The organism is Cryptocyanus atlanticus LEGE 06306 (genome assembly GCF_056633155.1).
The window spans coordinates 23217-47742 of record NZ_JBSJOZ010000016.1; the positions used below are offsets into that span (position 1 = coordinate 23217).

Sequence of the window (24526 nt, forward strand, 5' to 3'; positions counted from 1 at the left end):
CCCCCCAGCGGGGACTCGACGAATCCGGTATCCGATGAGACTTACAGGCTGGGGTCTCTCGCCTTGGATGACCATGAAATCCGCTCACGGGTCTTGCGTCCATGCCCAAAACTCTCTTCAAGGTTGATCTCACCAAGTCGATGGATCAACAGGACATGCCCGGCCACAACCGCTGGCATCCTGATATTCCCGCCGTCGTCTCGGTCAACCCTGGGGAGGTGTTCCGGATCGAATGCAAAGACTGGACGGACGGCCAGATCAAGGATAACGATGACCCGCAGGACATCGCTGACGTCAATCTTGAGGTGGTCCATGTCCTGAGTGGTCCCATCTGGGTGAACGGAGCCCAGCCTGGTGACATCCTCGTGGTCGATATTCTGGACGTGGGAGCGCTCCAGGGTGATGAGTGGGGCTTCACTGGAATCTTTGCCAAAGAGAACGGCGGTGGGTTTCTCACCGATCATTTCCCCAAGGCCGCCAAGGCCATCTGGGACCTTGAGGGCATCTACACCAGTTCCCGCCACATCCCCGGTGTCCGTTTCGCTGGCATCACCCATCCAGGGCTGATTGGTTGTGCCCCCTCCCACGAATTGCTGCGGGAATGGAATCGGCGCGAAACCGAACTCGTGAACACGGCTCCGGATCGGCGCACCTACGGGGCCGGACTCTCCGGCAGCGAACCGGTGCTGGCCGCCCTGCCGAATCCGAACAGCGCCATCCTCGGCACCGTGGGGGCAGCTGATTTCGAGCGCATCGCCAATGAAGCGGCCCGCACCGTCCCCCCCCGGGAGCATGGCGGCAACTGCGACATCAAGAATCTCACCAAGGGCACCAAGATCTATTTCCCCGTATACGTGGAAGGTGCCAAGTTGTCCATGGGGGACATTCACTTTTCACAGGGTGATGGTGAGATCTCCTTCTGCGGGGCGATCGAAATGTCCGGCTATCTCGATCTACATGTTGAGATCATCAAGGGAGGTGTGGAGAAATATGGGATGGTCAATCCCATGTTCAAAACAAGTCCGGTTGAGCCTCATTTCACCGATTATCTCGTCTTTGAAGGCATCTCCGTCGACGAGTTTGAAGGAAAACAGTACTACATGGATGTGCATATTGCCTACCGCAGGGCCTGCCTCAACGCGATTGAGTACCTCAAGAAGTTCGGTTACAGTGGTGAGCAGGCCTACCTCCTGCTCAGCTGTGCGCCTGTGGAAGGGAGGATCAGTGGGATTGTGGATATCCCGAATGCCTGCTGCACCCTGGCCATTCCCACTGCGATCTTTGACCAGGACATCCTTCCTTGTTGAAGCTGGCCCCCGTCACACTGGCATCGCCAGTTGTTGGGGCTGAACACTCAGTCCCATTTTCATTGTTGAACCAGTCCCATGCCCGTTTACGAGTACAGCTGCACGAATGGCTGTGAGAATTACGATATCTGGCGCCCCATGGATCAGCGTCAGAGCGAAACGGATTGTCCACTTTGCGGTGGCCACGGCTCTCGGGTCTTCAACCCACCTATGACGGTCACCGGACCGTTGCGGCTGAAGCGGGAGGTCTCGGAGCCTCGCCTGATCCGGAAGGAGCAGCCAGGTTCACCGTCCACCGGTCCGCGCTTGCGTGATGGCGGCAGCAGCCGCCCCTGGATGTTGAACAGGGGCTGTTGATTGCCGTACCCGCTGGTTGCGGAGGGTCAGACAGTGAGAAATTCCTCAACGATCGCATCCGAGAGGTTCTCGGTAGGTCCGCTGGAGACGATACCGCCCCGCTGCATTGCGTAGTAGTAATTGGACTGGCGTACGAAGTGAAGATGCTGCTCCACCAGGAGCACACTAATACCCGTCTCTTTCATAATTCGTTGGACGGCATGTTCAATGTCCAGAATGATGGACGGTTGGATCCCCTCTGTTGGTTCATCAAGCAGCAATAACTTTGGTTTCCCCAACAGGGCACGCGCAATAGCCAACTGTTGCTGCTGGCCACCACTGAGATCTCCGCCTTTGCGATTGAGAAACTGCTCAAGAATCGGAAACAAATCAAAGACGAGCGGGTCGATGTGGCGATTCTTGCCGATTCCTCCTGGCAGGGCTTCCATGCCGAGCATCAGGTTTTCCCGCACGGTGACCTGCGGAATGATGTCTCGACCTTGGGAGACATAGCCGATTCCGCTCCGAGCACGGCGGTAGGGCGGCTCGACGGTGAGTTGTTTGTCGCCGTACTGCACTGACCCTGACCGCTGTTGAAGCAGGCCAATGATGGTTTTGAGAAAGGTCGTCTTACCAACTCCATTCCGACCGATCAGGCAGACCATCTCCCCTTCGGGTACGGAGAGATCAACGTCTCGAAGGATATGGCTTTCGCCGTAATAAACATTAAGGTCGGAAACATGAAGAATCGGTTGAGCGCTCATGGTCAGGTTGGAGGATCGTTCGAGCTGAATAGCCTGGGCTGTGGCCTGGGCTGTGGAAAAATTGAGCTTAATCTTCTGATTGGCCGAGGTAGACTTCAATAACGCGTGGATCTTTCTTCACGGTCTCAAGACTTCCTTCGGTCAGCAGTTGACCTTGATGAAGCACCGTGACCGGTGCATTCAAATCGCGGATGAATTCCATATCATGCTCGATCACTACGACGGTGTGATCTCCTGCCAACGATTTAATTAATTCGGCTGTCCGAACCGTTTCCTCGTCCGTGAGGCCGGCCACGGGCTCATCCAGCAGCAGCACTTCCGGGGCCTGGGCCACCACCATGGCAATGGCAAGCCACTGTTTCTGGCCGTGGGAGAGGGAGCCCGCCGAGGTCTTGGCAAAAGGGGAGAGTCCCACATAATCCATCAGCCGTTGGACTTCATCCTTGGAGGAGGCGGGAAGCTTCTCCAGCATCAGGTTGAAGGCATTCTTCTGGGGCGAGACAGCCAGCTCGAGATTGCGCATGACGCTGAGGTTGTCAAAGACGCGAGGCGTCTGAAATTTTCGGCCGATTCCATCTCTGGAGATCCGCTGCTCGGACAGTCCCACCAGGGAGCGTCCTTTGAACGTCACGGTTCCCTTGGTGGGCTTGACCTTGCCGGTGATGACATCCAGGAAAGTTGTCTTACCGGCTCCATTGGGCCCAATGATCGATTTCAATTCACCTTTTTTCAGGGTCAAGGTCAGATCGGTCAGGGCGTAGAAGCCATCAAAGCTCACGCTGACATCCTTGAGTTCAAGCAGTGGTGCGGTCATCGGCTCTGGGCTTCTGATGAAGTCGGTTGCGGAAGGAATGGTGGATGATGGATGGGGGCGAGATCAGGACACTTCTTCAAGGGCGGCCACCTCCTCATCCAGTTGAGGGTAGGTTCGCGATTTGGGTGCCAGGCCAAAGGCGGCAAGCATGGTGCGAAGCCCACCCCCTGTGAACCAGCCATAGATGCCATCGGGCATCAGCACCACCACGAAGATGAACAGGGCTCCCTGAACAAACAGCCAAAGTTCAGGGAGTGCTTCGCTCACAAGGCTCCTCAGGTAGTTCACCAGAATCGCACCGATAATCGGACCCACCAAGGTGCCCCGTCCTCCAACGGCCACCCAGATCACCATCTCGATCGAGAAGGAAATGGTCATGAACTGGGGAGAGACGATGCCTGTCTGCACCGTATAGAGGGCCCCGGATACTCCACAGAGAGCTCCCGCCACCAGAAAGACGATGGTCTTGAAAGGAACGGGGTTGAAACCCGTGAAACGGAGCCGCTGTTCGTCGTCCCGAATGGCGATCAAGGCATCACCGAATCGACCAGAGGTGAAATAGCGACAGATCAGAAAGGTAACGGGAAGCAGGATGACGGTGAGCCGGTAGAGCCAGAGTTGTGATTCACTGGAACCAACCAGCATGCCCAGCAGTTCGGTCGTGCTGGTTTTCAGACCGTTCGTGCCGTTGATCAGCTTCTGCTGGCCATTGAAAAAGTGAAAAAACACCATCAGGGCCGCTTGGGTGATGATGGAGAAATACACTCCCTTGATGCGATTCCTGAAGATGAGATAACCCACCAGGCCGGCCACAATCGCCGGAATCAACCAAAGGGCGATCAGGGTGAAGGCCGGAGACCAGAAGGGCTGCCAGAAAAATGGGAGTTGATCCACCCCATAATTTTCGAAGAACTTCGGAATCCCGTTGCTGCTGGCTTCACTTTCCGTGTTTAGCATCAGGTACATGGCTACGGCATAGCCACCCAACGCGAAGAAGATCCCTTGGCCCAGGCTGAGCAAGCCGGTGTACCCCCAGATCAGGTCAATCGCGAGCGCCGTGATGGCCAGGGAAAAGTAGCGGCCGAACAGGTTCAGTCGGAAGTCGCTGAGCACCGCCGGCAGAATGAACAGGGCGATGGCCAACATGATCCAGGGAACAAGTCGCTGAAAGAGTTTCACGGCTGAGGGGTCTCGATCTTGAAGGGGGATGGCGGGTTGGAGCGAGGCTGGGCGGGCTGATCAGGCATCGACGGACCTGCCTTTCTGGGGGAACATCCCATTGGGTCGGAATTGCAGGAAGACGATGATGAAGATGAAGACCAGCACGAGGGACATGCTTGTTGTGGCGAAAAATTCCACCGCTCCTTTCGCCACGGGAGGCAGGTTGGGGAACACGATCAGCAAGGACCCGGAACCCACCACCGACTGGATGATGCCGAGAATCAAGGAGGCCAGCACGGTGCCGAGCAGGTTGCCGACGCCACCCAGCACGATGACCATGAAGCAGGAGACGATGTAGGCGGCGCCAAGGTTCGGACCTACCGAACCCAATAGGGTGATCGCGCAGCCGGCAACCCCGGCCAGGCCGGAACCAAGGCCGAAGGTGATGCTGTCGACGGTGTCGGTGGGGATCCCGAGGCAATTGCTCATCTGGCGGTTCTGGGTGACCGCACGGATGCGCAGACCCCAGGAACTTTTGGTTAAGAACCACACCACCGCCATCAGCAAGACGGCGGATAACAGGATAATGAAGATGCGAATGCCGGGTAACCCTATCCCTGCGATGCTCCCCCAGCTCCCCTGCAACCATTTTGGTGCGGTCACGTCAATGTTGCGTGGTCCGAACCAGGCACTGGCCAGCGGGCGGATCGCGGATAAGGCATTCACGCTCACCAGGCCGATCACACCGGCCACAGACCAGAGCAGTCCACAGATATAGGGGAGAAAAGGCTTGCCACTCAGCTTGGCAACCAACAGCCGATTGCCGAAGATACCCAGGGCAACGGTGAGCAGAATGCCCAACAACATCGCCGTGGAGATACTTCTGATCAACTGGATGAGAATCAGGCTGACCCCCCATGTGGCCAGCAACGTTTCCAGGGGGCGGCCGTATAGTTGTCGGATCAGGGTTCTTTCCAGCAACACCCCGACCAGGGCGGTCACGATGAAGGCGAAAACCAGGGCGACTGGATAATACAACTCAAAGAGAACACCGCCCAGGGGACGAAATAATCCCTGGACGACGAAGGTGACATAGGCCCCGAGCATCATCAATTCGCCATGGGCGAGATTGATGACACCCATTAAGCCGAAGACGATGGCCAGACCGGTTGCAGCCAGCAACAGCACCGAGCCGATGCTGAGACCGTCAAGGATCTGAGAAAAAAAGAGTTCCAACGGAAGAGTGACTGAACGAGAAACTCAGGCCCGAGAGTGTCCGGGCCTGAGTGGGTGGAGACTGGCCAGAGATGGGAAGGATGGCTCTGGGGGGAGCCATCCCACCGGCATCACATCCTGAACTTGCCGGCGTCCGGGCGATCCTGGGTCCAATCACAGGTGTAACCCTTGGTTTCGGGCACGAACTGGTTCCAGGGAAGGGGCGGAATGGCCTTACCACTATCTTCGAGGATCTTGAATTGCCCGGTCGGTTCGGCCTCACCGATCAGCACCCGCTCGGAGGTGTGATGGTTCGGGTACATCTGGATTTCGCCCTGGGGCGCGGCGAAGGTGATCCCGATCATGGCCTTACGAACGGCATCGAGATCCTCGAAGGTGCCAGCCTTCTCGACCGCGTTCTTCCAGAGGTAAACCATGTTGTAGGCGGATTCGGCCGGGTCACCGGTGACCCGATCAGCTCCGTACATGTCCTGGAAGTCCTTGGTGAACTTCTTCGAGGCTGGGGTGTCCAGGCTCATGAAGAAGTTCCAAGTGGCATAGGTGCCGGTTGTGTACTCAGGGCCGATCTGGCGAATTTCCTCTTCGGCGATCGAGAAGGACATGATCGGATACTTCTCCGGATCAATGCCAGCGGCCTTGAACTGTTTGAACAGGGCAACGTTGGAATCGCCATTCAAGGTGTTGATGATGATGCCGCCTTCGGGATACACCTCCTTGATTTTGGCAATGATCGGAGCGACTTCCGTGTTACCAAGGGGGATATAGTCCTCGCCGACGGTTTCACCGCCTAGGGCCTTCATCTGCTCCTTGATGATGGTGTTGGCAGTACGTGGGTAGACGTAATCAGAGCCAACGAGATAGACTTTCTTGCCGAACTTGTCTCCGTAGGTCTTCATCAGCCAGTCGACAGCCGGCTCGGCCTGCTGGTTGGGAACCGCTCCGGTGTAGAAGATATTGCGGGAGCACTCCTGCCCTTCGTACTGAATCGGGTAGAAGAGCATGTGGTTCTTTGCTTCATACACCGGCAGCATGGCTTTGCGGCTGGCTGACGTCCAGCCGCCGAACACGACGGCAACATTGTCAGAATCAATCAGCTTTTGGGACTTTTCGGCGAATGTGGGCCAGTCCGAAGCGCCATCTTCCGTGATCGCCACGATTTTATATGACTTTCCATCCACCTCAATGCCACCTGCTTCGTTGATCTCCTTGATCGCCATCTCCTCGACTTCCTTTAAGGTCGTTTCGGAAATGGCCATAGTTCCACTCAGGGAGTGAAGAATGCCAACTTTGACTTCACCGTCAAAGTCGCCCGCGGCGTCCCCCCCTCCGCCTCCGCAGGACGCCACGGTGAGGCTGACAGCAGTAACGGCAAAACCGGCGAGCAGCCGTTTCGAGAGTTGCAGAACCATTGGGCCTTTTTCAAGGTAAGTGATGTTGCCGCAATGCTCACGGCACCGCTGAACTTACGGACTGTCACATCTTCACTGTGTATCGGATCGCACCGAACCTGATGAGGTTGCTGACCGGTGTTGATTCGCTGTCGTGTGCAAGATTTCTTCTGTCTTTTTCGCCACCGAGCCATCGGTCGACTTCGCCGGTCCCGTGCCCACCACTGAGTAGATCTACCCACGAGTGCCGTCGCCGGCAATGGACTCAGGACATCGTTTCGCACGTCGCCCCGGCATCGGTGGCCGCTGTGCTGGCCCCTTCAGCCTGCGGAAGCTGTGCGAACAGGAAGGCCAGGACGGCGTCCAGTCCCTGACCATCGCGGAGGTTGGTGAAGCACCAGGGCCGGCCGGCCCGCATCCGCAGCGTGTCGCGTTCCATCACGCCCAGGTCGGCACCCACCATCGGGGCCAGGTCGATTTTGTTGATCACCAGCAGATCCGAGCGGGTGATGCCAGGCCCCCCCTTGCGAGGAATCTTGTCGCCGGCGGCCACATCGATCACATAGATGCAGAGATCCACCAGCTCCGGGCTGAAGCTGGCGGCCAGGTTGTCGCCTCCGCTCTCCACCAGCACCAGATCCAGGGCGGGGAACTGCTCTTCCAATTCCTCCACCGCCGCCCGGTTGATCGAGCAGTCTTCGCGGATGGCGGTGTGGGGGCAGCCTCCGGTCTCGACGCCGCGGATGCGCTCCGGCTCCAGGGCCCCGGCTCGGGTCAGGAACTGGGCATCTTCCTGGGTGTAGATGTCATTGGTAACCACGGCCAGCTGCAGGCGGTCCCGCAGTGTCCGGCAGAGGGCTTCCACCAGGGCTGTCTTGCCGGATCCGACGGGTCCGGCCACACCCACACGCAGTCTGCTCACGAACCCAGCGGCGGCAAGGCCCCACTCTGTCGGCTTTGTCTCCCCTGCGGACGACGAATCCCCCCGGTTGGGGGGCCTGTTGACCCGGTCGTCAACTCCGGAACAGGCGCGAGTAGAGGGCGACGTGCTCCAGCTGGGCCAGGCCGGCCCCGACGCCTCCGCTCCAGAGCCTGCGGGGATCGCTGGTCGACAGGTGGGCGGCCCGTTCGGCCAGCAACGGCGCCAGGGCGAGCTGGAGGCGCTGGCCCTGGGTGGGCCCCAGTGGCATCAGTCGCACCGCGGCGCTGATCTGTCCGGCCACCCAGGCGTAGAGGTAGGCCTCCAGGAGCTCCGTCAGTGGCAGCCCCAGGCACTGCCCCGCCCAGGCCCAGGCCGCCGGCCAGGCCAGGTCGGCGGTTCCGGCGCCTCCCGGCAGGGGCCAGCCCAGGTCCGCCAGCACCTGCAGCAGGGATCGCCCCATCTGTCGCTGCTGGGCGCGCAGCTCCGGCGCTTCCCGCAGAGCCAGCAGCCAGCCGTTCAGTTCGCGCACCTCAGCCTCGGCCCTGGCCCCGGCCTCGGTCCCCTCGCCGGCATCCCACTGGCCCAGGGCGCCGCCCAGGGGGGCGAGGGCGGCGGCCTCGAGGCGGATGGCTCCCCGGTTCAGTTCGGCGTCGAGCCAGTGTCCCAGCGCTTCCGGAGAGGGGATCCTGCCCTGCTGCACCAGCACCTCGAGCCCCTCCGAGTAGCTGAAGGCTCCCACCGGCAGGGCCGGACTCACCAGCTGGAGCAGATGCAGGCGGGCCACCGACTCAGGAACCATGCTCAGTGCCCATGGCCAGCGCTGTAGGCGCCGGGCTCCGGCCGAAAGGGTGCCCGGACCCTCTCCACGGCCAGGCCGCGCTGACGCAGCAGATCCTCCAGCACCGGATCCTGCAGCAGCCGCAGTTCCTCGGCCCGCAGTTCCATCGCCACATGGCGATTGCCGAGGTGATAAGCCGCCTGGAGCAAGGAGCGGGGATCGCCCCCACGCACCACCAGCAGGGCCTCCTCGGCCGCCTCGACCACCACGAGGGTGGAGCCGTCGGTGCTGGCCAGCAGCTCCCCCGGCTCCAGGGCGGCTCCGCGGGGGAGCTGAAGCAGCAGGTCCAGTCCCTGGGCTGTCCGGCGATGGCCCCGCAGACCGGTGCGCTCGTCAGCGCTCAGCGCCAGCGCCAGTGCCCCGCCGGCGCTGGCGCATTGTCCCAGTCGACGGACGAGCACGATCATGGCGCCAGCCTCCAGACCCCTGGTCCAGGCACATGTCGCCGTCGTTACCGGATCGGAGGCGGGCCAGGCCGAGCATCCCACGATGACCAGTCTGGTTGCCCCCGCCACACCCCACGCCCTGCCGCCCTGGCGGGGTCATGCCCGGATTGCGTTCCTCTGCCCCGATGGCCCGGGGGGGACCACGATCCATCAGGGTGCCTGCACCGCACCCCTGAAGCTGCAGCGCACCTTCGCCCAGGGGGATGGCCGCTGTGCCCTGCCGCTGCTCCATACCGCCGGGGGCCTGGTCGGGGGCGACGAACTGCAGGTGCGGCTCAGCCTCGCCGCCGGCAGCAGCGGGCTGGTGACCAGCGTGGCGGCCCAGAAGGTCTACGGCACGATCGGCCGCTCCCGCCTGACCCCCGAGGGCCGCTGGGTCCGCCAGGACCTGCAGGCCTCCCTGCAGGAGGGGGCCGATCTGGAATGGCTTCCCCAGGAGGTGGTGGTGTTCGCCGGGGGGCTGCTCGAGCAGTCCTGCCGGGTGGAGCTGGCCCGGGGGGCCAGCTGGCTGGGGGCCGATGTGGTGCGGCTGGGCCGGAGCGCCGCCGGGGAAACGCTGGGGGCCGGTCGCTGGCGCTCGCGCCTGGAGATTCGCCGCGAGGGGCGCTGGATCCTGGCGGACCGGCTTGAACTCGGTGGGGACAGCCTGGAGAGCAGCCATGGACTCGCCGGGCACCCGGTGTTCGGCAGCCTGGTCTGGGCCTCCCCGGAGCCGGTGAGCGGGCCGTTGCTGGATGACTGCCGCGCCGCCCGGACCGATCTGGTGGGCGAGATGGCCTGCGGCCGCCTCGAGCAGGGCCTGGTGGCCCGCTACCGGGGCCCTTCCAGCCAGGCAGCCCGCTTCTGGTTCACCCGGATCTGGGCCCGGATCCGGGCCGAGCGGGGCCTGGCGAGTCCTGTTCTGCCCCGGCTGTGGCCGTTCCAGGAAGATCCCTGGCTCGGCATCTCCGACAGCTCGGACGGGACCGCCGGACCCGCCTGATGGCGTGCCGAGGCCGTCCGCCCTGGGGTGGGTCCCTTCCCCTGGACCTGGCGCTGCTGGAGCGCCGTGATCGCCTCGCCAACCTCGCTGAGCCCCGGACGGCGGTCGACGATCGGCGCACTCCTGCCGGCCTTCCGCCGATCCGCCAGGGTCGGCAGATCGGCCGGATGGGGATTTGAGGCCGGCCTGCCCACATCCCGGCCGCTGGTGGGGCCAGATCCCGGGCTCCTGCCAGCGCATCAACCCACGGACCCATCGGCGCCGTCGCCGCCGTGGGAACTCCGGGCCTGCCGGTCCTGGGGCAGCCGGCCGAACCGGAGCCGAAAGTTCCTCCTGAACCTGGGGCCACGCCAGGCCACTGCCACAGTGGCAGCGGCCTGCCCCTTCCCATGCATCTCACGCCCCAGGAGAAGGACAAGCTCCTGATCGTCACCGCCGCCCTGCTGGCGGAGCGGCGCCTCAACCGGGGCCTGCGGCTCAACCATCCCGAAGCGGTCGCCTGGCTCAGTTTTCAGGTGCTGGAGGGAGCGCGTGACGGGAAATCCGTGGCTGAGCTGATGGGCGAGGGCACCACCTGGCTGCGCCGCGACCAGGTGATGGAAGGGGTGCCCGAGCTCATCCCCGAGGTGCAGATGGAAGCCACCTTCCCCGATGGCACCAAGCTCGTCACCCTCCACGATCCGATCCGATGACCCCCCTGATCCCCGGCGAACTGATCGTCGAGCCCGGCAGTCACACGCTCAACGCTGGTCGCCCCGTCACCCGCATCAACGTGGCCAACCGCGGTGACCGGCCGGTGCAGGTGGGATCCCACTTCCATTTCCATGAGGCCAACAGCGCCCTGGAGTTCGACCGGGAGGCGGCCCGGGGCCAGCGCCTCGACATTCCCTCCGGCACCGCCATCCGTTTCGAGCCTGGTGATGCCCGGGAGGTCCACCTGGTGCCGGTGGCTGGCGCCCGCCGGATCTTCGGGTTCAACGGCCTGGTGAACGGCCCTCTCGACTGAGGGGTCCCAGCCCACTCTCCCGCTCCGTCCTCTCCTCAACTCCACTCCCATGCCCTATCGGATGGATCGGCGGGCCTACGCCGAAACCTATGGCCCCACCACCGGTGACCGGCTGCGGCTGGCCGACACCGAGCTGATCCTGGAGGTGGAGAAGGACTTCACCAGCTACGGCGAGGAGGTGAAGTTCGGCGGCGGCAAGGTGATCCGCGACGGCATGGGCCAGGCCCAGGCGCCCCGGGGGGAGGGGGCGGTGGATACGGTGATCACCAACGCCCTGATCCTCGACTGGTGGGGGATCGTCAAGGCCGACGTGGGGCTGCGGGACGGCCGCATCTGCGCCATCGGCAAGGCCGGTAACCCCGACATCACCGATGGGGTGACGATCGTGGTGGGCCCCGGCACCGAGGCGATCGCCGGCGAGGGCCACATCCTCACCGCCGGCGCCATCGACACCCACATCCACTTCATCTGCCCCCAGCAGATCGAGACCGCCATCGCCAGCGGCGTCACCACCCTGCTGGGCGGCGGCACCGGCCCGGCCACCGGCACCAACGCCACCACCTGCACCCCCGGCGCCTTCCACCTGGCCCGCATGCTCCAGGCCGCCGAGGGCCTGCCGGTGAACCTGGGCTTCTACGGCAAGGGCAACGCCAGCACCCCCGAGGCGCTCGAGGAGCAGATCCGCGCCGGCGCCTGCGGCCTCAAGCTCCACGAAGACTGGGGCACCACCCCGGCGGCGATCGACTGCTGCCTCACCGTGGCCGACAAGTACGACGTGCAGGTCTGCATCCACTCCGACACCCTCAACGAGGCGGGTTTCGTGGAGGACACGATCCGCGCCATCGGCGGCCGCACCATCCACACCTTCCACACCGAGGGGGCCGGCGGCGGTCACGCCCCCGACATCATCAAGATCTGCGGTGAAGCCAACGTGCTGCCCAGCAGCACCAACCCCACCCGCCCCTACACCCGCAACACGCTCGAGGAGCACCTCGACATGCTGATGGTGTGCCACCACCTCGATCCGGCCATCCCCGAAGATGTGGCCTTCGCCGAATCGCGCATCCGCCGCGAGACGATCGCCGCCGAGGACATCCTGCACGACCTGGGCGCCTTCTCGATCATCGCCAGCGATTCCCAGGCCATGGGCCGGGTGGGGGAGGTGATCACCCGCACCTTCCAGACCGCCCACAAGATGAAGGTGCAGCGCGGCGCCCTGCCGGAGGACGCGGCCGGGGCCGGGGGAGGCCGCCACGACAACGCCCGCCTCAAGCGCTACATCGCCAAGGTGACGATCAACCCGGCCATCGCCCATGGCCTCGATTCCCAGATCGGCTCGGTGGAGGTGGGCAAGCTGGCGGATCTGGTGCTGTGGAAACCGGGCTTCTTCGGCGTCAAACCGGAGCTGGTGATCAAGGGGGGCTCGATCGTGTGGGCCCAGATGGGCGATGCCAACGCCTCGATCCCCACCCCCGGGCCCGTGCACGGCCGGCCGATGTTCGCCGCCTACGGGGCGGCCCTGGCCCCGTCCTGCCTCACCTTCGTGTCCCAGGCCGCCCTCGATGCCGACCTGCCCCGCCAGCTGGGGCTGAAGCGGCCCTGCGTGCCGGTGGTTGCCACCCGGGGCATCGGCAAGGCCGAGATGCGCAACAACAGCGCTCTGCCGGCGGTGGAGGTGGATCCCCAGACCTATGAGGTGTTCGCCGATGGTGAGCTGCTCACCTGCGAGCCCGCCGAGGTGCTGCCGATGGCCCAGCGCTACTTCCTGCTCTGACGCCGCGGGCGCCTCAGGGGAGCGGCTGGGGTGTACCCGCTCCGGTGCACACTGGCCAGAGAACGGGGCGCTTGGGAAGACTTTGGTAGCGACGACCACCAAAGTTGTCAACCTCGATCAGCATGATCAAAGCAGGCCGATCGTGTGTCGATGTTCACCGATTACAGACCCAGCAAGGCCTACGACGAGTACTTCACGGCCGCTTCCGAACCCCGTTCGGCCCTGAGCCCCCTGCTGTCCTCCCTGGGCCAGCTCGGCATTGAGGAGATCAACCGCAACCATGCCGCGGCCGGCATGCTGCTCAAGCGGCTCGGCGCCACCTTCCGGCTCAATGGATCCGGTGAGGAGGGGGTGGAGCGCATCCTTCCCTTTGATCCCCTGCCCAGGCTGATCCGCTCCGGGGAGTGGCAACGGCTCCAGCTGGGCCTCATCCAGCGTCTCGAGGCGATCGACAGCTTCCTGGGCGACGTCTACGGCGATCAGAAGATCCTCGCCGACGGGGTGGTGCCGCGGGCCGATGTGGAGAGCTCCCAGGGTTGGCGCCCCCAGATGCAGGGGTTCCAGCCCCCCCTGGGTCGTTGGTGCCATATCTCCGGCCTCGATCTGGTTCGCGATGGCCAGGGCACCTGGCGTGTGCTGGAGGACAACCTGCGCTGCCCCTCGGGGGTGGCCTACTTCCTGGAGAACCGCCGCGTCATGAAGCGGATGTTCCCCACCCTGTTCGCCGGCCGCACGGTGCAGCCGATCGACGACTACCCCTCCCACCTGCTCCAGACCCTGATGGAGCTGGCCCCCTGGACCGACACCCCCACCGTGGTGTTGCTCAGCCCCGGGGTGTTCAACAGCGCCTACTTCGAGCACAGCTACCTGGCCCAGCAGATGGGCATTCAGCTGGTGGAGGGCCGCGACCTGGTCTGTGAGGGCAACCGGGTGTGGATGCGCAGCACCGGTGGCCTGGAGTCCGTCGATGTGATCTATCGCCGCATCGACGACGATTTCCTGGATCCCGCCGTCTTCCGCCCCGATTCGATGCTCGGGGTCCATGGGCTGATGGAGGCCTACCGGGCCGGGAGGGTGGCGATCGCCAACGCCCCCGGCACCGGGGTTGCCGACGACAAACTGATCTACGCCTACGTGCCGGACATGATCCGGTACTACCTGGGCGAGGAGCCGATCATCGAGAACGTGCCCACCTACATCTGCTCCAGGCCGGAGGATCAGGCCTATGTGCTGGCCCATCTCAAGGATCTGGTGGTCAAGTCGGTGGCCGAGGCGGGTGGGTACGGCATGCTGATCGGCCCCCACGCCAGCCAGGAGGAGATCCTCTCCTTCGCCGGCAAGATCCAGGCCGATCCGCGCAACTTCATCGCCCAGCCCACCCTGGAACTCTCCACCGTGCCCTCCCTCAGCGAGGGTGAGCTGTATCCGTGCCATGTGGACCTCCGTCCCTACGTGCTGCGGGGGCGCCAGGCCTGGGTCAGCCCCGGGGGTCTCACCCGTGTGGCGCTCCGGCGCGGTTCGCTGGTGGTGAACTCCTCCCAGGGGGGAGGCTGCAAGGACACCTGGATCGTGGACGAGACCACATGCTGAGCCGCGTCGCCGATTCGCTCTACTGGATCAACCGCTATGTGGAGCGGGCCGAGAACATCTCCCGATTTCTGGAGGTCAGCGAGGCGATGGCGCTCGACTGTCCGCCCGGCAGCGCCGAGCCCTGGCTGCCGTTGATCGACGCCAGCGGAGATCGGGAACTCTTCGACAAGCTCTATCCCGGAGGCGGCCCCGCCGAGGTGGTGCGCTTCCTGGTCAAGGAGCCGGACAACCCCAGCAGCATCGTCAATTGCATCGCCACGGCCCGGGAGAACGCGCGCCAGATCCGCGAGGTGATCACCACCGAGATGTGGGAGCAGATCAACGACCTCCACCTCACCCTGCTCGAGAGCGACCAGTTCTGGCAGCAACCCGGCCAGGAACAGCTCCACGAGGTCCGCAAGGCCTGCCAGCTCTTCTACGGCATCACCGACGCCACCTTGAGCCGCGACCTGTCCTGGCAGTTCAGCAAGCTGGGCCGCCTGGTGGAGCGGGCCGACAAGACCAGCCGCATCCTCGACGTCAAGTACTACCTGCTGCTGCCGAGCCCCGAGGAAGTGGGCGGCGTGCTCGACGAGCTGCAGTGGATTTCCCTGCTGCGCTCGGCTGGGGCCTACCAGATGTTCCGTCAGTCCCAGCAGCAGGCGATCGCGCCGAAGGCGGTCGCTTCCTTCCTGCTGCTCGATCCGATCTTTCCCCGCTCCGTGCGCTATTGCCTGGAGGGTCTCAGCAAGGCCCTGCGGATCATCCGGGCCAATCCGGTGCCCGGCCCCCCGGACGACCTCGAATGCCTCTGCGGCCGGATGCTCGCCACCTGGAGCTACGTGCGGATCGATGAATTGATCGCCCAGGGGCTCCATGAGGCGATCGATCGGTTCCAGAGTGATCTGAACCAGCTGCACGAACTGATCGACACCCACTACTTCGTCGTGGCCGCACCCCCGTCCATCACGTCGACCTCCGCTTCCACCCCACCCGCCTCACCGGACGCTGCGGGGGCCTCGGCCACCACCGTGCTGCCCGCGGGCACCCTTCCCTCCCCACCGGCATGCGCGCCCGCATAACCCATACCCTTTCCTACCGCTACAGCGCTCCGGTTCTGCTCGGGCCCCACCGCCTCTGCCTCAAGCCCAGGGCCCAGGGATTCCAGCGGTTGCTGAGCTTCGATCTCTCGATCACGCCCGATCCCCACCGTCTGCACCCCCTGGTGGCCGCCAGCGGCGATGACATCCTGCGGGCCCGCTTCGACGGCAGCACCGAGAGCTTCGACATCCGGGCGGTGAGCGAGGTCGAGACCCAGCTGCCGCCCTTGCTCCAGGTCTGTCTGGAGGAGAACGAGCCGGCGCTGCCCTATCCGGTGGGTCACCTCAACGGGGACCTGATGGGCAGCCTGGAGGGCTGGCTGCCGAACGGACAGCACGAGCCGGCCGCCGTGGAACTGGCCCAGGAAGCCCTGATGGGCAGCGATCAGCGGGCCCTGATGTTCCTGCAGCAGCTGGTGGAGATGATCCAGGACCGGGTCAAGTACACCCAGCGGCACGTGGGACCGGCCTGGCCGGCCGGTCGCACCCTCAAGGAGCGGGTGGGGTCCTGCCGGGATCTGGCGGTGCTGATGATCGAGGCCTGCCGCTGCGTCGGCCTGCCGGCCCGGTTCGTGAGCGGGTATCACCTGGTGGAGCCCAGACCCGAGCGCTACGACCTGCACGCCTGGGCGGAGGTCTACCTCCCCGGGGCCGGCTGGCGGGGCTTCGACCCCAGCGGCATGGGGGCGATCGACGATCGCTACATCCCCCTGGCCACCTCCTCGAAAGCAACACTCACTGCCGCGGTTAGCGGCAGCTTCAGCGGTCCGCCGGGGGTGATCAGTGACTTCAGCTGGTCGATCGGCGCGGATCTGCTGGATGCCGCCCATGCCGTGCCGGACCTGCTCCATTTCGGACCGTCGCTGTCCGGAGGCCGAGCATGACCTTGAATCGGTAACCATTCGATCAGCGGCCGGGGTCTCTCCCGCACCATGAAGGTCCCAATCCGCGTCGCCACCGTTCATGTCCGCCAGCACCGTTCCCCCCGTCACCAGCGGCGCGACCACCCCGGCCGATGGACGCGCCCTGGCTGAGTCAATCCGGCGCCATCTGTTTTTCACCCAGGCCAAGTCACCCTCGCTGGCCACGCGGCACGACTACTACCGCTGTCTGGCGATGGCGGTCCGTGATCAGCTGCTGCAGAACTGGGTGGACACCGCCGAGACCTACACCCGTGAGGGGGTGCGCACCGTCACCTATCTCTCGGCCGAATACCTGCTCGGTCCCCACCTGGAGAACAACCTGGTGAATCTGGGCCTGCGGGAGGCGGCCGAGGCCGCCTGCGCCGAGCTTGATCTCGATCTGCAGGAGCTGATCGGCGAGGAGCCGGAACCCGGTCTCGGCAACGGGGGACTGGGGCGGCTGGCAGCCTGCTTCCAGGAGTCGATGGCCAGCCTGGAGTTGCCGGCGATCGGCTACGGCATCCGCTATGAGTTCGGCATCTTCCGCCAGCAGATCGAGCGGGGTGCCCAGGTGGAGAGCACCGATCCCTGGCTGGCCCAGGGCAACCCCTGGGAGGTGATCCGTCCGGAGTGGACCTACGCGGTGCGGATCGGGGACCACACCGTGATGGGGGTGGCCTACGACACGCCGATCCTGGGCTACGGCGTCCACACGGCCAATACCCTGCGCCTCTGGTCGGCCCAGGCGCCGGAATCCTTCGATTTCGCCTCCTTCAACGCCGGTGCCTACACCCAGGCCGTGCTGCAGAAGATCAACTCCGAAACCCTCTCCAAGGTTCTCTATCCCAACGACGAGACCAATCAGGGCAAGCAGCTGCGCCTGAGCCAGCAGATCTTCTTCGTGAGCTGCTCCCTGCAGGACATGTTCCGCATTCTCCAGGGCCAGGGGCTGGCCGTCACCGAGTTCCATCACAAGTTCGCCGTCCAGCTCAACGACACCCATCCGGCGATCGCGGTGGCCGAGCTGATGCGGATCCTGATCGACGACCATGACGTCGACTGGGACACCGCCTGGTCGATCACCACCGCCAGCATCAGCTACACCAACCACACCCTTCTGCCCGAGGCCCTCGAGACCTGGGGGGTGGATCTGTTCGCCCAGCTGCTGCCCCGCCAGTTGGAGATCATCTTCGAGATCAACGCCCGCTTCCTGCGGATGGTGCGAATCCGCTATCCCGGTCAGCCGGCCCTGCTCGAGTCCCTCTCGTTGATCCAGGAGGGCTCCAGCCGCAAGGTGCGCATGGCCAACCTGGCGGTGGTGGGGAGCCACCGGGTCAACGGAGTGGCGGAACTGCACAGCGCCCTGGTGCGCAAGGACCTGTTCCACCAGTTCGCCGATCTCTGGCCCGATCGCTTCACCAATGTCACCAACGGGGTGACACCGCGGCGTTGGATCGCAGTCGCCAATCCCCCCCTCTCCGGCCTGCTCGATGAGGCGATCGGCTCCACCTGGCGCCGGGATCTGGCTGAGCTGCAGCGGCTGGAGGCCTTCCAGGATGACAGCGCCTTCCTGGAGCGCTGGCGCTTGGTGCGCGACCAGAGCAAGCAGCGGCTGGCGGGCACGATTCACCGCGAGCTGGGGGTGCTGGTGGATCCCGTCTCCCTCTTCGATGTGCAGGTGAAACGGATCCACGAGTACAAGCGCCAGCACCTGGCGGCGCTGCAGATCGTGGAGCGCTACCTGCGCATCCGCAATGGGGAGGACCTGCCACCCCGCACCTTCATCTTCGGTGGCAAGGCGGCTCCGGGTTATGCCATGGCCAAGCTGATCATCCGCCTGATCGGCGGCATCGCCGAGATCGTCAACATGGATCCATCCATGGACGGGCGCATGCGGGTGGTGTTCCTGCCCAATTTCAGCGTCAGCCTCGGCCAGAAGGTCTATCCGGCCGTGGATCTCTCCGAGCAGATCTCCACGGCCGGCAAGGAGGCCTCCGGCACGGGCAACATGAAGATGGCCCTCAATGGTGCCGTCACGATCGGCACGCTGGACGGGGCCAACATCGAGATCCGCGACCTGGTCGGACACGAGAACTTCTTCCTGTTCGGCCACACCGCCGAGCAGCTCGATGCCATCAATCGCGCTGGGTACCACCCGATGCCCTGGCTGGAGAATGACCCGATCGCCCGGGAGGCGATCGATCTGATCGGTTCGGGCCATTTCAGCGAGGGCGACCGCGACCTGTTCCATCCGCTGCTGGCCAACCTCTGCAGCAGCGATCCGTTCCGGGTGATGGCCGATCTGGCCGACTATCGCCGTGCCCAGAACGCTGTTGACGAGGCCTGGCGGCAACCGGCCGCCTGGAGCCGCATGTCCCTGCTCAACACGGCCCGCTGCGGTTTCTTCTCCTCCGACCGCTCGATTCGTGAGTACGCCGAGCGGATCTGGAACGTGGAGCCCGTGCCGATCAATGCCTGTACCGTGCTTCCCTCCGCCCAGCCGGGCACCCGCTGAATCCATGGTGGTGTCGTCGTTGTCTGTTCGCCCCGTCGCCCGCGACTGGATGGGGGCCGTAGCGGTGGAGGCGGAGCGCCGGCTCAGCGGCGAGGGGATCCGGCTGACCCTGGGGGGCGAGCCCACGGTGGTGCCGCTGGAGCCCGACGGGGCCGAATGGTCGGTGGCGGCTGATGGCCCCACCAAGCTCGCCTACGCCCGCCGGCTGGCCGAGGAACTGCAGCGGCGGGCCTGGCCCGGCAGCACCTTGCTGTTCTGCCCCGGCAAGCGCTACGACGGCGAAGTGAACCCCCGCTGGGCCCTCCGCCTGCTGACCGGGCCCGGCGGGCGGCCCCTGGTGGGCTGGCCCCAGGACCGGGTCTCCGGAGCGGCCGAGGCCCTTCCGGCGAAGCAGGCCAAGGCATTCCTCAAGCGGATCGGCGCCGCCCTCGGCTGCCGGTTCAGGCCCCTGCGGTTGCGAGATCCCCGTGATCCGGGCAACCGGGTCTGGGCGGTGCCCCTCTGCCATCGGGCCCCGTCCGAGGACGAGCCCGAGGCCCCGGTGGGCTGGCAGGCGGCCTCCTGGCCCCTGGCCAAGAGCCTGCGCGAGCTGCTGCCCGCCCTCGGTCCCGCCGGCCTGCGGCTTCCTCTGCAGCACTTCCCCGAGGGGGTTCTGCGCCAGGTGCTGACCCTGGAGATCTCCAGCACCGGCTGGAATCTGTTCCTGCCGCCCCTGGCCCGTGAACCCCTGGAGGAGCTGCTGACGCTGATCGCCGCCGCCAGCGCCGGCTGGAGCCGCCCCGATCTCAGCGGGGTTCTGCCGGTCGACCTTGAGGGCCGCTGGCAGGTGCTGGGTCTCACCGCCGATCCCGGCGTGCTGGAGATCAATCTCCCCGTCTGCCACGGCTGGGCCGACTACGCCGGCTGGATCCACCTGCTGGCCGAGGCTTCCGACGCGGTGGGGCTGCGCTCCTGGAAGCAACAGGGAGATCAGCAGGAGCCCACCGGCGGCGGCAACCACCTGCTCTGGGGCGGCCCCAGCCTGGAGCAGAACCCCTTTTTCTCCAGGCCCGCCTGGCTGGTGGGGATCCTGCGGTTCTGGCAGCGTCACCCCAGCCTCTCCTATCTGTTCTCCAACCGCTCGGTCGGTTCGGCCTCCCAGGCTCCCCGCCTGGATGAGGGCAGTGCCTCGGCGCTCGATCTGCAGCTCGCCCATCGCGCCATCGAGCAGTTGCCGGAGGGGGACCAGCGGCAGCTGATCAGCGAAACCCTGCGCCATCTGCACGCCGATCGCAGCGGCAACACCCATCGCAGTGAGATCAGCTTCGACAAGTTCTGGAATCCCGCCTGGTCGAGCGGCTGCCAGGGGCTCATCGAGTTCCGGGCCATCGAGAGCCTGCCGGATCCGGGCTGGACCGCCGCCATCGCCCTGCTCTGGAGCGCCCTGGCGGCCCATCTGCTCAATCCCGCCCATCGCCCGGCCCGGCTCGAGGTGTTCGGAGAACGGCTCCATGACACCTGCCAGCTTCCGGCCTTCCTCTGGGACGACCTCTGCGAGGTGCTGGATCTGCTCGCCAGCGATGGCCTGGCTCTGCAGCCCGAATGCTTCCGGGCGATCTGGGACTGGCGATTTCCCCTGCTGCTGCGCTGGGAGCACGAGGGGGCGCAACTGGAGATCCGGCGGGCGCTCGAGCCCTGGCCCCTGCTCTGCGATGTGCCGGTGGAAGGCGGCAACACCAGCCGTTTTGTCGACAGCTCACTGCAACGCCTGGAGTTGAAGGCCAACACCCGCTTGCTGCAGACGTGCCGGCTCTGGCTCAACGGCCGTCCCCTGCCCCTCGGTGATGGCTGGCTGGGCCTGCGCTACCGCCACAGCCGGCTCTATCCCTCCCTCCATCCCTGCCTCGATCCCCATCTGCCGCTGCGGCTGGCGATCGAGGCCCCTGGAGCACCGCTGGCCCGCTTCTGCCTCGGGGCAGAGAGGGGCCGCTTCGAGGCCGTCGCCCCCAGCGCCGTCGAGGCTGGTGAAGCGGAGCCCCTGACGCTCTGGTGCGGCGACGGTGCACCCTGGCCGGCCCCGCCACCGGGCCGCCGCACCCTGGACCTGCGGCTCCCTTGAAGGGTCAGGTCACCTCGGTAGGGTCGGTCGAGTGTCCGGGTGTGACGGGATGAGCCGACTGCTGGTCACCGGTGGCGCCGGCTTCATCGGCAGCCACACCTGTCTGGTGCTGCTCGAAGCGGGCCACCGGCTCGTCGTGCTCGACGACTTCTCCAACAGTTCCCCCGAGGCCCTGCGGCGGGTGCAGGAGCTGGCGGGCCCCCAGGCGGCCGGCCGGCTCGAGCTGGTCGAGGGTGACATCCGGCGGAGCGAGGAACTGGAGCGGGCCTTCGCCGGCGCGCCGATCGAGGCGGTGATCCACTTCGCCGGGCTCAAGGCGGTGGGCGAATCGGTGGCGGATCCACTGCGCTACTGGGAGGTGAATCTGAGCGGCAGCCTGCGGCTGCTTCAGGCCATGGGCCGTGCCGGCTGCCGCACGATCGTGTTCAGCAGCAGCGCCACGGTCTACGGCCTGCCGGAGAGCGTGCCGATCCCGGAGGGGGCCCCTGTGGCCCCTGTGAACCCCTACGGCCACAGCAAGGCGGCGGTGGAGCAGTTGCTGGCCGATCTGGCCGCCTCCGAGCCGCTCTGGCGGATCGGGCGGCTGCGCTATTTCAACCCGGTCGGGGCCCATCCCAGCGGCCGCATCGGCGAGGATCCCGGCGGCATTCCCAACAACCTCTTCCCCTTCCTCACTCAGGTGGCGGTGGGACGCCGCTCCCGGCTGGAGGTGTTCGGCTCCGACTGGCCCACCCCCGACGGCACTGGCGTGCGGGACTACATCCACGTGATGGATCTGGCCGAAGGACACCGCGCCGCCCTGGAGGTGCTGCTGGCCGAGCCGCCGCAGCTGCTCACCGTGAACCTGGGCAGTGGCCGGGGCTCCTCGGTGCTGGAGGTGCTGGCCGCCTTCGAGCAGGCCCATGGCCGCCCGGTCCCCCATGTGCTGGTGCCGCGGCGCCCGGGCGATGTGGCGGTCACGGTGGCCGATGCCTCCCTGGCCGCGGAGAAGCTGGGCTGGCGCACCCGCCGCGGGTTGGAGGAGATCTGCCGCGATGGCTGGGCCTGGCAGAGCGCCAATCCCCACGGCTATGGGCCGCGTGCGGACTGAACCGGAACCGGGCCTGCAGCTCGTGCTGGCCGGCGGCGGCCACACCCATGTGCTCATGCTGCGGGTCTGGGCGATGCGGGGTCCCCCCCCCGGCGCCAGGATCCTCCTGGTCAACCGCTGCAGCACGGCGCTCTACAGCGGCATGGTGCCGGGGCTGGTGGCGGGGTTGTATGGGGAGGAGGAATGCGCCATCGATCTGCGCCGGCTCTGTGAGCTCTCCGGTGTCGGATTCATCCGCGCTGAGATCACCGGCCTCGATCCGGCCCTCAGGGAGCTGCGGCTGGCCGGCCGGCCCCCCCTGCGCTGGGACCGGATCAGCCTGGACGTGGGGGCCGTCACGCCGGAGGCGGACGACCCCTCCGACGGCGGGATGGCGGTGAAGCCGCTGGAGCCCTTTCTGGTCTGGTGCCGAACCGGCCGCAAGCGGGTGAGCGTGGTGGGGAGCGGGGCGGCCGGAGTGGAGGTGGCCCTGGCCCTGCGGGCCCGCCATGGTGCGGCGGTGGAGCTGCGGGTGCGCCATGAGGGACTGCGGCTCGGCTCCGCCGCCGCCGATCGGGCCGGGGCAAGGTTGCTGGCGGCGGCGGGCATCCCCGTGCGCCGGGCCGGGCCGGCGGCCGGCGCCCTGGTGCGCTGCACCGGCAGCCGTGCGCCGGCCTGGCTGGCGGCGAGCGGGCTTCCCTGCGATCCGCGCAGCGGGCGGGTGTTCACCGCCGCCAGCCTGGAGGTGGAGGGCCACACGGGTCTGTTCGCCAGCGGCGACTGCGGAGTGCTGCGATCGCAGCGGCGGCCGCCCAGCGGCGTCTGGGCGGTGCGGGCCGCCCCGACCCTGGAGAGCAACCTACGCCGCTCCCTGGCCGCCTCCACCGGGAGAACGGCGCGGCCCCTGCGTCGCTGGCGCCCCCAGGCCCGGGCCCTTCAGTTGCTGGGGGACGGTGGCGCCGTGGATGGCGTCCCCCGGGCCCTGGCCCTCTGGGGACCGCTGGCCCTGGGGCCCTCCCGCTGGATCTGGCGGTGGAAGGAGCGCATCGACCGGCGCTTCCTCGCCCGTTTCACGGCCCTGGAGCCGATGGGGGCCGGCGGGGCGGCGATGCCCTGCCGCGGCTGCGCCGCCAAGCTGGGAGCCGATGCGCTGACGGCGGCCCTTGAGCGGCTGGAGCCTGGCGCGGATGAGGACGCGGCTGACGGCCATGGTGGCCCCCCCCGGCGTGATGACGCCGCGGTCGTGGCCGAAACCGCCGCGGGTGAACTGCTGCTCCAGAGCATCGACGGGTTTCCGGCCCTGGTGAGCGATGACTGGCTGAACGGCCGGCTGACCGCCCTGCACGCCTGCTCCGACCTCTGGGCCTCCGGCGCCCGGGTGGTCAGTGCCCAGGCCCTGGTGACCCTGCCGCGGGCCGCCCCGACCCTGCAGCAGGACGGCCTGCTGCAGACCCTGGCGGGGGTGCGCTCGGTGCTGGATCCGCTCGGCGCCCCGCTGGTGGGGGGGCACACGCTCCAGCAGCGCAGCGCCGGGGAGGGGCTGATCCTGGCCCTGACCGTCAACGGCTGCTGCCCTCCGGAGCGGTTCTGGCCGAAGGGCGGCCTGCGGCCCGGCCAGGCCCTGCTGCTGAGCCGGCCACTGGGCAGTGGAGTGCTCTTCGCCGCCGCCATGGCCGGAGCGGCCAGGCCGGAGTGGATCGATGGCGCCCTGGCGGTGCTGCAGCAGAGTCAGGCGCCCCTGGTGGAGGTGCTGGCCGCCCAGGGCTGCCGGGCCTGCACCGACGTGACCGGCTTCGGCCTGCTGGGCCACCTCGGGGAGATGCTGCGGGCCGCCCCCCTGCCGTTGCGGCTGGAGCTCGACCTCGGAGCCATCCCGACCCTGCCGGGGAGCTGGTCCCTGCTGGAGCGCGGCTTCGCCAGCAGCCTGGCGCCGGCCAACCGTGGGGCCTGGCGGGAGCTGGACTCGGGCCGGATGACGCTGGCCGGTGACCCCGGGGCTGCGGGCCTGGGGGGCTGGCGGGAGTTGCTGGTGGATCCCCAGACCTGCGGGCCGCTGCTGGCGGCCGTGCCGCCCGCCCAGGCCGCGGCGTCCCTTGAGGCGGTGCGACGGGCGGGTTTCCCGGAGGCCGCCCTGATCGGCCGGGTGCTGCCGGCGGATGCCGCGCTCAGTGCGCCGGGCGGCTGACCGTGCCCCGTCCCGCCGGGGCCATGCGGGCCGGCTCATTCCCCGGTGCGTCGCTGCGGCCATACCGATCCTCAAAGCGGACGATGTCGTCCTCGCCCAGATAGGGGCCGCTCT

At 66.2% G+C, this 24526-nt stretch carries 22 protein-coding genes; 14 read left to right on the forward strand and 8 right to left on the reverse strand.

Going from position 1 to position 24526, the window contains the following annotated elements:
- The first annotated feature begins 101 nt into the window (after positions 1 to 101).
- Positions 102 to 1307: a formamidase gene (gene fmdA / locus ACWJI7_RS12980; protein WP_479938474.1), complete on the forward strand. Its 1206-nt coding sequence runs from the start codon at positions 102 to 104 to the stop codon at positions 1305 to 1307.
- 78 nt (positions 1308 to 1385) lie between these two features.
- Entirely contained in the window at positions 1386 to 1664 is a 279-nt protein-coding gene (locus ACWJI7_RS12985) for an FmdB family zinc ribbon protein (protein WP_479938476.1), read from the forward strand.
- A 26-nt stretch (positions 1665 to 1690) separates the two neighbouring features.
- Here the strand turns inward: ACWJI7_RS12985 and urtE are convergent, their stop codons facing one another.
- From urtE to ureE, 8 genes are all read right to left on the reverse strand, one after another.
- The gene (gene urtE, locus ACWJI7_RS12990) at positions 1691 to 2407 is read right to left on the reverse strand and encodes an urea ABC transporter ATP-binding subunit UrtE (RefSeq protein WP_479938478.1); all 717 of its coding nucleotides are present in this window, start codon (positions 2405 to 2407) and stop codon (positions 1691 to 1693) included.
- 67 nt (positions 2408 to 2474) lie between these two features.
- Complete coding sequence (gene urtD, locus ACWJI7_RS12995) at positions 2475 to 3221, reverse strand: urea ABC transporter ATP-binding protein UrtD (RefSeq protein WP_479938480.1); 747 nt, start codon at positions 3219 to 3221, stop codon at positions 2475 to 2477.
- A 63-nt stretch (positions 3222 to 3284) separates the two neighbouring features.
- A complete protein-coding gene (gene urtC, locus ACWJI7_RS13000; RefSeq protein ID WP_479938481.1) occupies positions 3285 to 4400 on the reverse strand; it encodes an urea ABC transporter permease subunit UrtC in 1116 nt (371 codons plus the stop codon).
- 60 nt (positions 4401 to 4460) lie between these two features.
- A complete protein-coding gene (locus ACWJI7_RS13005) occupies positions 4461 to 5618 on the reverse strand; it encodes an ABC transporter permease subunit (RefSeq protein ID WP_479938483.1) in 1158 nt (385 codons plus the stop codon).
- A 110-nt stretch (positions 5619 to 5728) separates the two neighbouring features.
- The gene (urtA, locus tag ACWJI7_RS13010) at positions 5729 to 7027 is read right to left on the reverse strand and encodes an urea ABC transporter substrate-binding protein (protein WP_479938485.1); all 1299 of its coding nucleotides are present in this window, start codon (positions 7025 to 7027) and stop codon (positions 5729 to 5731) included.
- Between the two features lie 244 nt (positions 7028 to 7271).
- A complete protein-coding gene (gene ureG / locus ACWJI7_RS13015) occupies positions 7272 to 7928 on the reverse strand; it encodes an urease accessory protein UreG (RefSeq protein ID WP_479938487.1) in 657 nt (218 codons plus the stop codon).
- Between the two features lie 91 nt (positions 7929 to 8019).
- Positions 8020 to 8712: an urease accessory protein UreF gene (locus ACWJI7_RS13020; protein WP_479938489.1), complete on the reverse strand. Its 693-nt coding sequence runs from the start codon at positions 8710 to 8712 to the stop codon at positions 8020 to 8022.
- Positions 8713 to 8729: 17 nt separating this feature from the next.
- Complete coding sequence (ureE, locus tag ACWJI7_RS13025) at positions 8730 to 9173, reverse strand: urease accessory protein UreE (protein WP_479938491.1); 444 nt, start codon at positions 9171 to 9173, stop codon at positions 8730 to 8732.
- A gap of 82 nt (positions 9174 to 9255) precedes the next feature.
- On the opposite strand from ureE, the gene ACWJI7_RS13030 reads away from it, so the two are divergent.
- The 12 genes from ACWJI7_RS13030 (at position 9256) to selD (ending at position 24412) form a co-directional block, all read left to right on the forward strand.
- The gene (locus tag ACWJI7_RS13030; RefSeq protein WP_479938493.1) at positions 9256 to 10194 is read left to right on the forward strand and encodes an urease accessory protein UreD; all 939 of its coding nucleotides are present in this window, start codon (positions 9256 to 9258) and stop codon (positions 10192 to 10194) included.
- Positions 10194 to 10373, forward strand: coding sequence for a hypothetical protein (locus ACWJI7_RS13035; protein ID WP_479938495.1), 180 nt, complete (start codon positions 10194 to 10196; stop codon positions 10371 to 10373). Before ACWJI7_RS13030 ends, ACWJI7_RS13035 begins: the two co-directional genes overlap by 1 nt.
- Before the next feature lie 210 nt (positions 10374 to 10583).
- On the forward strand, positions 10584 to 10886 hold the full coding sequence (locus ACWJI7_RS13040) for an urease subunit gamma (RefSeq protein ID WP_479938497.1): 303 nt from the start codon (positions 10584 to 10586) through the stop codon (positions 10884 to 10886).
- On the forward strand, positions 10883 to 11200 hold the full coding sequence (locus ACWJI7_RS13045) for an urease subunit beta (RefSeq protein WP_479938498.1): 318 nt from the start codon (positions 10883 to 10885) through the stop codon (positions 11198 to 11200). Before ACWJI7_RS13040 ends, ACWJI7_RS13045 begins: the two co-directional genes overlap by 4 nt.
- 49 nt (positions 11201 to 11249) lie before the next feature.
- Positions 11250 to 12974, forward strand: a complete 1725-nt coding sequence (ureC, locus tag ACWJI7_RS13050; RefSeq protein ID WP_479938500.1) for an urease subunit alpha — start codon at positions 11250 to 11252, stop codon at positions 12972 to 12974.
- Positions 12975 to 13124: 150 nt separating this feature from the next.
- Entirely contained in the window at positions 13125 to 14564 is a 1440-nt protein-coding gene (locus ACWJI7_RS13055) for a circularly permuted type 2 ATP-grasp protein (protein ID WP_479938502.1), read from the forward strand.
- Complete coding sequence (locus ACWJI7_RS13060; protein ID WP_479938503.1) at positions 14558 to 15625, forward strand: alpha-E domain-containing protein; 1068 nt, start codon at positions 14558 to 14560, stop codon at positions 15623 to 15625. Before ACWJI7_RS13055 ends, ACWJI7_RS13060 begins: the two co-directional genes overlap by 7 nt.
- On the forward strand, positions 15610 to 16527 hold the full coding sequence (locus ACWJI7_RS13065) for a transglutaminase family protein (protein ID WP_479938505.1): 918 nt from the start codon (positions 15610 to 15612) through the stop codon (positions 16525 to 16527). The genes ACWJI7_RS13060 and ACWJI7_RS13065 overlap by 16 nt, the downstream gene beginning before the upstream one ends.
- 79 nt (positions 16528 to 16606) lie before the next feature.
- The gene (locus ACWJI7_RS13070; RefSeq protein WP_479938507.1) at positions 16607 to 19060 is read left to right on the forward strand and encodes a glycogen/starch/alpha-glucan phosphorylase; all 2454 of its coding nucleotides are present in this window, start codon (positions 16607 to 16609) and stop codon (positions 19058 to 19060) included.
- A 4-nt stretch (positions 19061 to 19064) separates the two neighbouring features.
- Complete coding sequence (locus tag ACWJI7_RS13075) at positions 19065 to 21158, forward strand: transglutaminase family protein (RefSeq protein ID WP_479938509.1); 2094 nt, start codon at positions 19065 to 19067, stop codon at positions 21156 to 21158.
- 49 nt (positions 21159 to 21207) lie between these two features.
- A complete protein-coding gene (gene galE, locus ACWJI7_RS13080) occupies positions 21208 to 22248 on the forward strand; it encodes a UDP-glucose 4-epimerase GalE (protein WP_479938511.1) in 1041 nt (346 codons plus the stop codon).
- On the forward strand, positions 22229 to 24412 hold the full coding sequence (selD, locus tag ACWJI7_RS13085) for a selenide, water dikinase SelD (protein ID WP_479938513.1): 2184 nt from the start codon (positions 22229 to 22231) through the stop codon (positions 24410 to 24412). Before galE ends, selD begins: the two co-directional genes overlap by 20 nt.
- The last annotated feature ends 114 nt before the right edge of the window (positions 24413 to 24526 follow it).